Origin of the sequence: Pseudomonas sp. B22129 (assembly GCF_044218875.1) — a bacterium.
Lineage (GTDB): Bacteria > Pseudomonadota > Gammaproteobacteria > Pseudomonadales > Pseudomonadaceae > Aquipseudomonas.
The window spans coordinates 970,044-982,899 of record NZ_CP162592.1 but is presented as its reverse complement, the minus strand read 5'-3'; the positions used below and the strand labels follow the sequence as shown (position 1 = coordinate 982,899).

Annotated in this window: 8 protein-coding genes; 3 read left to right on the top strand and 5 right to left on the bottom strand. The window is 59.1% G+C overall.

Translation table 11 applies throughout. From position 1 onward, the window contains the following. Window positions 1-560: 560 nt before the first annotated feature. The 4 genes from ntrC to glnA form a co-directional block, all read right to left on the bottom strand. The gene (ntrC, locus tag AB4P94_RS04400; RefSeq protein WP_003218003.1) at window positions 561-1,997 is read right to left on the bottom strand and encodes a nitrogen regulation protein NR(I); all 1,437 of its coding nucleotides are present in this window, start codon (window positions 1,995-1,997) and stop codon (window positions 561-563) included. Continuing rightward, the gene (glnL, locus tag AB4P94_RS04395; RefSeq protein WP_056860661.1) at window positions 1,994-3,079 is read right to left on the bottom strand and encodes a nitrogen regulation protein NR(II); all 1,086 of its coding nucleotides are present in this window, start codon (window positions 3,077-3,079) and stop codon (window positions 1,994-1,996) included. Before glnL ends, ntrC begins: the two co-directional genes overlap by 4 nt. Window positions 3,080-3,467: 388 nt before the next feature. Next, window positions 3,468-4,004 carry a chorismate mutase gene (locus AB4P94_RS04390; RefSeq protein ID WP_395609554.1) on the bottom strand — a complete coding sequence of 179 codons (537 nt, stop codon included), beginning with the start codon at window positions 4,002-4,004 and terminating at the stop codon, window positions 3,468-3,470. Window positions 4,005-4,207: 203 nt separating this feature from the next. Further along, window positions 4,208-5,614, bottom strand: coding sequence for a glutamate--ammonia ligase (gene glnA, locus AB4P94_RS04385; protein ID WP_090401023.1), 1,407 nt, complete (start codon window positions 5,612-5,614; stop codon window positions 4,208-4,210). Between the two features lie 334 nt (window positions 5,615-5,948). Between glnA and thiI the strand changes: the two genes are divergently transcribed. Together thiI and typA are read left to right on the top strand one after the other, a co-directional pair. After that, window positions 5,949-7,403 carry a tRNA uracil 4-sulfurtransferase ThiI gene (thiI, locus tag AB4P94_RS04380; protein ID WP_395609553.1) on the top strand — a complete coding sequence of 485 codons (1,455 nt, stop codon included), beginning with the start codon at window positions 5,949-5,951 and terminating at the stop codon, window positions 7,401-7,403. Window positions 7,404-7,542: 139 nt separating this feature from the next. Continuing rightward, window positions 7,543-9,363 carry a translational GTPase TypA gene (gene typA, locus AB4P94_RS04375; RefSeq protein WP_003217997.1) on the top strand — a complete coding sequence of 607 codons (1,821 nt, stop codon included), beginning with the start codon at window positions 7,543-7,545 and terminating at the stop codon, window positions 9,361-9,363. A 202-nt stretch (window positions 9,364-9,565) separates the two neighbouring features. Here typA and AB4P94_RS04370 read toward each other — a convergent pair whose 3' ends face one another. Further along, a complete protein-coding gene (locus AB4P94_RS04370; RefSeq protein ID WP_017529542.1) occupies window positions 9,566-10,000 on the bottom strand; it encodes a YkgJ family cysteine cluster protein in 435 nt (144 codons plus the stop codon). A 239-nt stretch (window positions 10,001-10,239) separates the two neighbouring features. Between AB4P94_RS04370 and AB4P94_RS04365 the strand changes: the two genes are divergently transcribed. After that, window positions 10,240-12,690, top strand: a complete 2,451-nt coding sequence (locus AB4P94_RS04365) for a glycogen/starch/alpha-glucan phosphorylase (RefSeq protein ID WP_395609552.1) — start codon at window positions 10,240-10,242, stop codon at window positions 12,688-12,690. Window positions 12,691-12,856: the final 166 nt, after the last annotated feature.

Here is a 12,856-nt window from a genome sequence, read left to right as displayed (position 1 = left end):
AGCCCCGGGTGTAAAGAAGGGAGTTCCCGGCCTGCCTGTACCAGGGCTCCCAAAACGGGGTGAAGCCTTAAAGGCTTCGGTGTTAAAGAGGGAGTCCCCGGCCTGCCTGTACCGGGGTTCCCCAAAGCGGTGTGGAGCGCGACGCGGTTCGCATCAAGCACCCCGGGTGTAAAGAGGGGATTCTCGGCCTGCCTGTACCAAGGTCCCCGAAACTGGGTTGTACAAGGGTTATTGCAGGGCGCGTGCCAGAAGTTGCAATGTGTGCCAAAAAATTACGCCAGAAAGCGCAAAGCCCCGGAGTACGGGGCTTTGGTGTTTTTGGCTTTTAATATTTTCTTGATTGGATGGGCGTTTCCGGTGTTGGATCCGTGCCCGATGCCGGTTCGTGGTGCATTGAAGCGGTGCACAGTAGTTGTCGCGGCACAAAACAAATGTGGGAGCCGGGCTTGCCCGCGATAGCATCACTGTGGTGTGACTGACACACCGAGGTGACTGCATCGCAGGCAAGCCAGCTCCCACACAAGGCCAGCTCCCACTTGGAATTTCAGTGGATTTTGGGTCTAGCCCTCATCACCCTCATCATCATCCCCACCATCGACCTTCATCCCCAACTCCTTGATCTTGCGCGTCAAGGTGTTGCGGCCCCAGCCCAGCAGCACGGCGGCGTCGCGGCGGCGGCCGGCAGTGTGCTTCAGGGCGGTTTCGATCATGATCCGCTCGAACGCCGGCACGGCGCTGTCGAGCAGGTTCGACTGGCCGCGTGCCAGCGCCTGATCCGCCCATTGACGCAGTGCCTGCTCCCAGTTGGTCACCGGTGCTGAATCCTGCGGCAGGCTCAACAGCTCCGGCGGCAGGTCGCTGATGTGCACTTCGCGCCCGGACGCCATCACCGTGATCCAGCGGCAAGTGTTCTCCAGCTGGCGCACGTTGCCCGGCCATGGCAGGTTCTTCAGGTATTCCTCGGTCTCGCTTTTCAGCAGCTTTGGCTCAACTGCCAGTTCTTGCGCGGCGCGGCTGAGGAAGTGGCGGGCGAGTGTCGGGATGTCTTCGCGACGGTCCGACATCCGTGGAATGTGGATGCGGATCACGTTGAGGCGGTGGAACAAGTCCTCACGGAATTTGCCCGCGTGCACCAGGGTTTCGAGGTTTTGGTGGGTCGCGGCGATGATGCGTACATCGACCTTGACCGGCGTGTGGCCGCCAACGCGATAGAACTCACCGTCGGCCAGCACGCGCAGCAAGCGCGTTTGGGTGTCGGCCGGCATGTCACCGATTTCGTCGAGGAACAGCGTGCCGCCGTCAGCCTGTTCAAAGCGGCCGCGACGCAGGTTGGCTGCACCGGTGAACGCGCCTTTCTCATGGCCGAACAGCTCGGACTCCATCAGGTCCTTGGGAATCGCCGCCATGTTCAGCGCGATGAACGGCGAGGCCGCCCGTGGGCTGTGGCGGTGCAGCGCGTGGGCCACCAGCTCTTTACCGGTGCCGGACTCGCCGTTGATCAGCACGGTGATGTTGGAGTGGCTCAAACGCCCGATGGCGCGAAACACTTCCTGCATCGCCGGCGCTTCGCCGATGATTTCCGGGGTGCGGGTCAGGGCCGGTGGCGCTTCCTGATTTTGCTGCTCCTGCGCGTGCTGGTTGGCGCGCTTGACCAGTGCTACCGCCTCGTCCACATCGAATGGCTTGGGCAGGTATTCAAAGGCACCGCCCTGATAAGACGCGACAGCGCTGTCCAGGTCGGAGTGCGCGGTCATGATGATCACCGGCAAGCGCGGATGCTGCTCGCGAATCCGCGCCAGCAAGTCCAGGCCACTGGCGCCGGGCATGCGGATGTCGGAGATGATCACATCCGGCTGCTGGCGCGCCAGGCGGCTCATCACCCCATCGGCGCTGTCGAAGCTCTGGGTGGTCATGCCTTCCTGTTGCAAGGCTTTCTCGAGGACCCAGCGGATAGAACGGTCGTCATCGACGATCCAGACAGTTTCACTACGGCTCATGTCGATGGGGCTCCTTGTTCCAGTGGCAGAAAGATCGAGAACGTGGTGTGGCCGGGATGGCTTTCACACTCGATCAGACCCTGGTGCTGGCTGATGATGTTCTGGGTAATGGCCAGGCCCAGCCCGGTACCGTCCGGGCGGCCGCTGACCATGGGGAAAAAGATGGTTTCCTGCAGTTCCGCAGGAATGCCCGGGCCGTTGTCGATGATCTCGACCTTGGTCACCAGGCGATGGCGCACATGGCCAATGGTGAACTGGCGCAGGGCGCGGGTGCGCAGGCTGATGCGGCCCAGGCGCAGCTCGTTCTGGCTGCTGATGGCTTGCATGGCGTTGCGCACGATATTGAGCACGGCCTGAATCATTTGTTCACGGTCGATCAATACGTCGGGGATGCTTGGGTCGTAGTCGCGCACCAGGGTGATGCAACCCTGGCTTTCGGCTTCGACCAGTTGGCAAACACGCTCCAGCACTTCGTGCACGTTGGTCATCGCCAGCGACGGCAGCTTGTTGGAGCCAAGCATGCGGTCCACCAGGTTTCGCAGGCGGTCGGCCTCTTCGATGATGACGTTGGTGTAGTCCTTGAGATGCTCCTCCGGCAGTTCGCGCGCCAGCAGCTGCGCGGCACCGCGAATCCCGCCCAGCGGGTTCTTGATCTCGTGGGCCAGGCCGCGCACCAGCATCTTGCTGGTTTCCTGCTTCGACAGCTGCGCTTCTTCTTTGGTAATACGCAGCAGGCGGTCGCGCGGGTGCACTTCGAGCAGCAGCAGGGTGGCGCCGTTGCTCAGGATCGGGGTTACGGCGTAGTCGACGGTCAGGGTCTGGCCGGTGAGGGCGGTGAGCATCGCTTCGCGTTTGGTGAACGGGTGCGCTTGTTCCACGGCCTGGCGCAGCGAGCTCAAGGCTTCGGCCGACTCGGTGAACAATTCGCTGATGAACTGCCCATGGCTACGCTGGCCGCTGATGGCCAGGAGCATCTCCGCCGCCGGGTTCATGTACTCAAGACGCAAGTCGTCATTGAGCAGGATGGTCGCGGTGGTCAGGTTGTCGAGTAACAAACGGTGCAGTGCATCGCTGATGGTCATCGGGACCTCTTTTGGAGCAAGGCGCAGGCTTCGGGCACACGCTGATACAAGGAAAATGCAAAAACCAAACCAAGGCTCCGAAAAGAAGCGCGAAACCCCTGAAATGGGCGTTTGAGGCGCGAAACTGTGGCGTTATGCCAGCTTGCTCAGGAAGTTTCGAACCAAAATGGGCTGATGGGGTGGGAAAGGTGCAACCTACCGCACCAATATAGTGCGGTTTTGGAAGGTTTGTTCAGGAAGCTGTCTCACGGGTGGCTGAATGCACGCTGTCCAAATGTGGGAGCGGGCTTGCTCGCGAAAGCGGTGGTTCAGTCGAGATAGGTATTGGCTGACACGCCGCCTTCGCGAGCAAGCCCGCTCCCACAGTTTTTGATTGGGTTTGCAGGCTTTAACCTTTGTAGATGCACAGCTCGGCGGTGGCGCGGGTCATCGCGATTTGCTGCAGCGGGTCGTATAGCGGTTGATGCACGGCCTGCGCTACCCATTGCGGGCACTGTGGGTTGGTGCGCTCTGGGCTGAAGTCGGCCAGTTGTTGCAGCAAATGTTTTTGCAGCTCATCCAGCGCCGGGCGAATTTTACCGACCAGGTCCGGGCGCGGGGTTTCAGGTGCCTTGCCTTTGAAGTGCCAGTCGGACAGGTGGGTGTACTGCACCAGTTTATTGGCCTCGATCTGGGCCGAGAAAAACTGCTCGGCCGCCTCAGGCGTCAGTTTGTAGCCGGGGGCTTGGGTTCTCACACTGGCGAGCACGGCCTGCTCGCGGGGGCGGTCTTCCACGGCCTTGTGGCTGTCCCATTTGCTCAGGGCCACCTGGTCGGCGATGGCCAGGCGTTCGGCGATGCTGTTGAGCAGCGGTTCGAGGGTGGCGGGCGCTGCGTTTGCTGTAGCACTGAAAAATAACAGAGCGAACACAAGTCGAAACTTCAAGGGTGATCTCCTGTGGGGGCGGCGGTGCGACGATTTGCGCTGTATCAGTCATACATCAGGTGGCTGGTGGTGCGCTATCGCAGGCAAGCCAGCTCCCACAATTTTCATTCGTTTCAGGTTCCGGTCAACTAAATCCCGGGCAAAAAAAAGACCGCCCGAAGGCGGTCTTTTTTCATCACGCCACTTTACGCGGCGCTACCGGATCAGCAGCTGTAGTACAGCTCGTATTCCAGTGGGTGTACGAAGGTGCGAACCTTGATTTCTTCTTCGCTTTTCAGCTCGATGTAGGCATCGATGAAGTCGTCGCTGAATACGCCGCCTTTGGTCAAGAACGCGCGGCCCTTGTCCAGTTCTTCCAGGGCTTCTTTCAGGCTGCCGCACACTTGTGGGATCTCTTTGGCCTCTTCAGGCGGCAGGTCGTACAAGTTTTTGTCGGCAGCGTCGCCAGGGTGGATCTTGTTCTGGATACCGTCCAGGCCAGCCATTACCAGGGCAGCGAAGGCCAGGTATGGGTTGGCTGCCGGATCCGGGAAGCGGGCTTCGATACGGCGAGCGCGAGGGCTGGACACGTAAGGAATACGGATCGAGGCGGAACGGTTACGCGCCGAGTAGGCCAGCATTACCGGTGCTTCGAAACCTGGGACCAGACGCTTGTAGGAGTTGGTCGACGGGTTGGTGAAGCCGTTCAGGGCCTTACCGTGCTTGATGATACCGCCGATGAAGTACAGGGCGGTGTCGGACAGGCCGGCATAACCTTCGCCAGCGAAGGTGTTCTTGCCATCTTTGGCGATGGACAGGTGAACGTGCATACCCGAACCGTTATCGCCGTACAGTGGCTTAGGCATGAAGGTAGCGGTACGGCCGTAGGCATCAGCCACGTTGTGTACGCAGTACTTCAGGGTCTGAACTTCGTCAGCCTTGGCCACCAGGGTGTTGAACTTCACGCCGATTTCGTTCTGGCCGGCAGTGGCCACTTCGTGGTGGTGAACTTCGATGACCAGGCCCATTTCTTCCATGGCGTTGCACATGGAGGTACGGATTTCGTGGTCGTGGTCGAATGGTGGAACCGGGAAGTAGCCGCCTTTGATACCTGGGCGGTGGCCTTTGTTGCCGCCTTCCACGTCCTGGTCGGACATCCACGAACCTTGTTCGGAGAAGATTTTGAACATGGAGCCGGAGATGTCGGACTTGAACTTGACCGAATCAAAGATGAAGAATTCTGGCTCCGGGCCTACGAATACGGTGTCGCCGATACCGGTCGACTTCAGGTATTCCTCGGCACGCTTGGCGATCGCACGTGGGTCGCGGTCGTAGCCTTGCATGGTCGAAGGCTCGATCACGTCGCAGACGATGATCAGGGTTGGGTCTTCGGTGAACGGGTCGAGTACGGCAGTGCTGTCGTCCGGCATCAGGATCATGTCGGAAGCTTCGATGCCTTTCCAGCCAGCGATGGAGGAGCCGTCGAACATTTTGCCTTCTTCGAAGAAAGCATCATCCAGCGCGTCGCGAGCCGGCATGGTCACGTGGTGCTGAGTACCTTTAGTGTCCGTGAAGCGCAGATCAATCCATTTAACGTCATGATCTTTGATGAGTTGAACCGACTTCGACATGGTGTCCTCCGGGTGGCTTCGGGCTGGGGTAGTGGAGTTAGCCCTTAGAATGTGGGTGATGCCGGCGCGAATACTCGACCAAGGCAACCTGCCTCACAAGAGAGCAAATTGCATGCCAGTGCGCCAACATGGCCTTTTTGCCTCAAAATGGCCCCTATAAAGGTGCAATCCGCTGAAGCGGAATAAAAAGCGCACTGCAATGTAGCGTTTATTTGCGCAAATGACCCGTTTTGGTGCGCTCGAATGGCGTTGCATATTAACTGGTTAAACCTTGAGCGATTTCCGCTATAATCCGCGCCCCCCTTTTTCAGCAGGCCCGGCGCGCGCTGTTTCCATGAAATTAATCGTAAAAGTCTTCCCCGAGATCACCATCAAAAGCCGACCGGTACGGACGCGTTTCATCCGTCAATTGGCCAAGAATATCCGCGCCGTGCTCCGTGACCTGGACCCGGCTGTGGTGGTGAACGGCGTGTGGGACAACCTCGAGCTGGAAACCCGCATTACCGACGCCAAAGCCTTGAAGGACATGACCGAGCGCCTGAGCTGCATGCCGGGCATCGCGCATTTCCTGCAGGTGGATGAGTACCCGCTGGGCGACTTCGATGACATCACCGAGAAGTGCAAACAGCACTACGGCCATGAGATCGAAGGCAAGATTTTTTCGGTGCGCTGCAAGCGTGCCGGCAAGCACACCTTCAGCTCCATGGATGTCGAGAAATACGTCGGCAGCAAGCTGCGTCGCGAGTGCGGCGCCGCCGGAATTTCCCTGAAAGCGCCGCAAATTGAAGTGCGCATGGAAATTCGCGACCAACGGTTGTTTGTGATCCACAGCCAGCACAACAGCATCGGCGGCTACCCCTTGGGCGCCCTGGAACAGACCCTGGTGCTGATGTCCGGCGGTTTCGATTCCACGGTGGCGGCCTACCAGATCATGCGCCGCGGCCTGATGAGCCATTTCTGCTTCTTTAACCTGGGCGGGCGTGCACACGAATTGGGCGTAATGGAAGTCGCGCACTTCATCTGGAAGAAGTACGGCAGCTCCCAACGCGTGCTATTTGTCAGCGTACCCTTTGAAGAAGTGCTCGGCGAAATTCTCGGCAAAGTCGATAACAGTCATATGGGCGTAGTATTGAAGCGTATGATGTTGCGCGCCGCGTCCAGGATCGCGGATCAGTTGCAGATCGACGCGCTGGTGACCGGCGAAGCGATTTCCCAGGTCTCCAGCCAGACGCTGCCGAACCTGTCGCTGATCGACTGCGTGACCGAAAAGCTGGTGTTGCGCCCGCTGATCGCCAGCCACAAGCAGGACATCATCGACCTGGCCGAAGAAATCGGCACGGCGGATTTTGCCAAGCACATGCCTGAATATTGCGGGGTCATCTCGGTGAACCCCAAGACCCACGCCAAGCGCAATCGCGTGGAGTACGAAGAACAACAGTTCGACATGGCGATTCTGGAGCGTGCGCTCGAGAACGCCAAAATGGTGCCAATCGATCGCGTGATCGACGAATTGGGCCAGGATGTGCAAATCGAAGAAGTCAGCGAAGCCCTGGCGGGCCAGATTGTCGTCGACATCCGTCACCCGGATGCCGCTGAAGATGAACCGCTGGAAATCGCTGGCATCGACGTGCAAACGCTGCCGTTCTACGCACTGAACGCGCGTTTCAAGGAACTGGATAACAGCCGTCAGTACCTGTTGTATTGCGACAAAGGCGTGATGAGTCGCCTGCATGCCCACCATTTGCTCAGTGAGGGGCATGCCAATGTGCGCGTTTATCGACCGAGCTAAGAGCCCGGGGCTGTTTGCCTGTGGCCTGCGTCACCGGCCCCCCGACTCTGCCGTCAAGCTGTAACGGCAAGGCCTGACTCTACTGTTAATCGCTGCCACGACCTGTCAGCACACCGAATCCTCTGATCGAGATACACAAGTGATCGAAAATCTACGTAACATCGCCATCATTGCTCACGTTGACCATGGTAAAACCACCCTGGTAGACAAACTCCTGCGTCAATCCGGCACCCTGGAGCGCAACGAGCTCAACGACGAGCGCGTGATGGACTCCAACGACCAGGAAAAAGAGCGCGGTATTACCATCCTGGCTAAAAACACCGCCATCAACTGGAACGGCTACCACATCAACATCGTGGACACCCCGGGCCACGCCGACTTCGGCGGCGAAGTAGAACGCGTAATGTCGATGGTTGACTCCGTTCTGCTGCTGGTTGACGCTCAAGACGGCCCTATGCCGCAAACCCGTTTCGTGACCAAGAAGGCGTTCGAAGCCGGCCTGCGTCCGATCGTGTGCATCAACAAGGTTGACCGTCCAGGCGCGCGTCCGGACTGGGTTCTGGACCAGATCTTCGACCTGTTCGACAACCTGGGTGCTACCGAAGAACAGCTGGACTTCAAAGTCGTCTACGCCTCGGCCCTGAACGGCATTGCCGGTCTGGAACACACCGACATGGCTGAAGACATGACCCCGCTGTACCAGTCGATCGTCGACAACGTACCTGCGCCGAAAGTTGACCGTGAAGGCCCGTTCCAGATGCAAATCTCGGCACTGGACTACAACAGCTTCCTGGGTGTTATCGGTGTTGGCCGTATCGCTCGTGGCAGCGTCAAGCCGAACACTCCGGTTGTCGCCATCGGCGCCGACGGCAAGAAACGCAACGGCCGTATCCTGAAGCTGATGGGTCACCACGGTCTGCACCGTATCGACGTTGAAGAAGCGTTCGCCGGCGACATCGTATGCGTGAGCGGTATGGACTCCCTGTTCATCTCCGACACCCTGTGCCAGCCAGACAACGTCGAGGCCATGAAGCCTCTGACCGTTGACGAGCCAACCGTTTCCATGACTTTCCAGGTAAACGACTCGCCTTTCTGCGGTAAAGAAGGCAAGTTCGTGACCTCCCGTAACATCAAGGAGCGTCTGGACAAAGAGCTGCTGTACAACGTTGCTCTGCGCGTTGAAGAAGGCGACTCGGCTGACAAGTTCAAGGTTTCCGGCCGTGGTGAGCTGCACCTCTCGGTACTGATCGAAACCATGCGTCGCGAAGGCTTCGAAATGGGCGTTGGTCGCCCAGAAGTGATCATCCGTCAGGTTGACGGCGTGAAGCAGGAACCGTTCGAAAACGTCACCATCGACACCCCGGAAGAATCCCAGGGCAAGGTGATGGAAGAGATGGGTCTGCGTAAAGGCGACCTGACCAACATGGTGCCGGATGGCAAAGGCCGTGTGCGTCTGGAATACAACATCCCTGCTCGTGGTCTGATCGGTTTCCGTAACCAGTTCCTGACCCTGACCAACGGTGCTGGCATCCTGACCTCGATCTTCGATCGCTACGACACCATGAAGTCCGGCGACATGTCCGGCCGTCAGAACGGTGTTCTGGTATCGGTAGAAACCGGCAAGGCACTGACCTACTCCCTGGAAACCCTCCAGGCGCGTGGCAAGCTGTTCGTTGAACACGGTCAAGAGATCTACAACGGTCAGATCGTTGGTCTGAACAGCCGTGACAACGACATGGGCGTCAACCCAACCAAAGGCAAGAAGCTCGACAACATGCGTGCTTCGGGTAAAGACGAAACCATCGCTCTGGTTCCACCTGTTCGCTTCACCCTGGAACAGGCCCTGGAATTCATCCAGGACGACGAGCTGTGCGAAGTCACGCCTAAGTCGATCCGCCTGCGTAAGAAGATCCTGGACGAAGGCGAGCGTACCCGCGCTGCCAAGAAAGCCAAGAACTGAGTTAACTCAGGCTGAATAAAAACGCCCCCGGTCGAAAGGCCGGGGGCGTTTTTTTGTGCCTGCAGAATGTGCAGTGATTGCGCTGGCCCCTTCGCGAGCAAGCCCGCTCCCACATTTGACCGAGTTCCAACTTTGGAATGCATTCAAATGTGGGAGCGGGCTTGCTCGCGAAAGCGGTAGTCCAAGCAATAAAAAATTTGGATCAGAACTTGTCGAGGGTCTTGAACTTGGTCTCGCGCACCACTTCCTTCGGCTTGTACGCGCAATACCCCGGGCGCGGCCCGATTTTCGGGTGGTTGCGGCAGGTATCCGGGCGCTTGTCATAAATAGTGCAGAAGCGCGTCTTACGATCCAGGTACAAGCAGTCGTTGTTGCTCATGCGTTGCAGGGTAAAAATTTCGGATTTGGAATTGAAGCGCTCCACGATGCCTTCTTTCTGCAAACGCTTGGCGATGTTCTTCGGCGGGTCACCACGCTCGAATTCATCGACGATGCCAATGCGGATCAGGTCCTTGATCTTCACTTCGACCGGCAGCGTGCAGCAGCTGGACACGCAGCCGCCGCACATGTGCGCGGAGTATTTCTGCCACGTTTCAAGACGGTCGAGTTCCGCGGCGGCGATCAGTTGAGGCTTCATCAGGGTTCCAAAAGGTGGGGCTGTATCCGGGCGCGCGATCATACCGGGATTGGTGGTTTTTTGAACAATATTTTGCGGGTTTCAGCCCAAAGGTTTGGAAAATGCGTGATCGGGCACGGCCCCTGCATCTAAAACCGGTAAACGTGAATGAGTTAAAAAACTGCCGAACCAGAGCGTCTACCGTCTGTCAGACCGACTAGGCTCTAGCAACTCCTTCAATCTCGCCCGAGGTCGCATCGATGTCTCAGGAACCGCTTGCACGAGAAGCAGAGGTAGCCGCATTTCGCGAGGCTGTCTTAACCAAACTCACCTACGCGGTGGGCAAAGACCCCGACCACGCCTTCGACCACGACTGGTTCGAAGCCATTGCCCTGGCCGCGCGCGACCAGATGGTCGATCACTGGATGGACCACACGCGGCGCATTTACCGCAAAGGCCAGAAGCGGGTTTATTACCTTTCCCTGGAATTTCTCATCGGCCGCCTGCTCTACGACAGCCTGAGCAACCTCGGCATTCTGGAGATTGCCCGCGAAGCGCTGGTTGAACTGGGCGTGGATCTTGAGCGCATTCGCCTGCTGGAGCCCGACGCGGCCCTCGGCAACGGCGGCCTGGGCCGCTTGGCGGCGTGCTTTATGGAAAGCATGTCGACCTTGGGCATTGCCGGTCATGGTTATGGCATCCGTTACGAGCACGGCCTGTTTCGCCAAGCGATTGTCGATGGCTGGCAGCAGGAGCAGACCGAGCGTTGGCTGGATTTCGGTAACCCGTGGGAGTTCGAGCGGGCCGAAGTGATCTACCCGATCGGCTTTGGCGGCAGCGTCGAAACCCTCGCGGACGCCTCCGGCAAGATGATCCAGGTGTGGTCGCCCAACGAAACCGTGCGTGCGGTCGCTTACGACACCCCGGTAGTCGGCTGGCGCGGTGCCAGCGTCAACACCCTGCGCCTGTGGCGTGCCCGCGCGGTTGAGGACCTGCACCTGGAGCGTTTCAACGCCGGTGACCACTTGGGCGCCGTTGCCGAAGTCGCCCGTGCCGAAAGCATCTCCCGCGTGCTTTACCCGGCCGACAGCACCGAAGCAGGGCAGGAACTGCGCCTGCGTCAGGAGTACTTCTTCGTCTCCGCTTCGTTGCAGGATTTGCTGCGCCGCCACAAGAACATGCACGGCTCGGTGCTGAGCCTGGGCGAGCACGCCGCGATCCAGCTTAACGACACCCACCCGTCCATCGCTGTGGCCGAGCTGATGCGCCAACTGGTGGATTTGCACGACATCCCGTGGGAAGCCGCGTGGGACGTCACCGTCGAAACCCTTTCCTACACCAACCACACCTTGTTGCCCGAAGCCCTGGAAACCTGGCCTGTAGGCCTGATGGAACGCATGCTGCCCCGGCACATGCAGATCATCTACCTGATCAACGCCCAGCACATCGACTCGCTGCGCGCCAAAGGCATCCATGACTTTGACGTGCTGCGCGCCGTGTCGCTGATCGAAGAAGACAACGGCCGCCGCGTGCGCATGGGCAACCTGGCGTTTCTCGGTTCCCACAGTGTCAACGGCGTATCCGGGCTGCATACCCAGCTGATGCGCAGCACGGTGTTCTCCGAGCTGCACAAGCTCTACCCGGAGCGCATCAACAACAAAACCAACGGCATCACCTTCCGCCGCTGGCTGTACCAGGCCAACCCCAAACTCACCGAGATGCTGGTGGAAGCCCTGGGGCCGGACATTCTCGACAAGCCCGAGCAGCGTTTGGTCGAACTTGAACCCTTCGCCGAGAAGCAGGCCTTCCGCAAAAGCTTCGCCGAGCAGCGCCTGCACAGTAAGCGCGCATTGGCCGAGATCATCCACGAGCGCCTGGGTATTGCGGTCAACCCGGCGGCGATGTTCGACGTGCAGGTCAAGCGCATCCACGAGTACAAGCGCCAGTTGCTGAACCTGCTGCACACCGTGGCGCTGTACCAGGCGATCCGTGCCGAGCCGGGCACCAACTGGGTGCCGCGGGTGAAGATCTTCTCCGGCAAGGCGGCGGCCAGTTATCACCAGGCCAAATTGATCATCAAACTGACCAATGACATCGCCCGCACCGTCAACAACGACCCGACCGTGCGCGGCCTGCTCAAGGTGGTGTTCCTGCCCAACTACAACGTCAGCCTGGCGGAAAGCATCATTCCGGCGGCGGATTTGTCGGAGCAGATTTCCACCGCCGGCTTTGAAGCCTCCGGCACCAGCAACATGAAGTTCGGCCTCAACGGCGCGCTGACCATCGGCACCATGGACGGCGCCAACGTGGAAATGCACGAGCGCGTGGGCGCCGAGCACATGTTCATCTTCGGCCTCAGTGCGCAACAGGTGGAAGCCCGCAAGCACGCCGGCGAGTTCAACGCGGGGCCGGACATTGCCGCGTCCCATCGTTTGAATGACGTACTGCAAGCGATTCGTGGCGGGGTGTTCTCGCCGGATGATCCGGGCCGCTATGTGGGCCTGATCGACGGGCTGATCGACTACGACCGTTTCCTGGTGTGTGCCGACTTTGACTCCTACTGGGATGCCCAGGCACGGGTCGAAGCGCATTGGCATGATTCCAAGGCGTGGTGGCGTTCGGCAGTGCTGAATACCGCGCGAATGGGCTGGTTCAGTTCGGATCGGACCATCCGCGAATACGCGACCGAAATCTGGAAAGCCCTCGACTAAACACCGCAACACCAAATTGGTAGCGGGCTTGTGTGGGAGCTGGCTTGCCTGCGATAGCATCACCGCGGTGTGACTGAAACTCCGAGGTGTCTGCATCGCGGGCAAGCCCGGCTCCCACACAAGCCCGCTACCACATTAGGTCCGCGTCGATATACTAAGCCTCGGT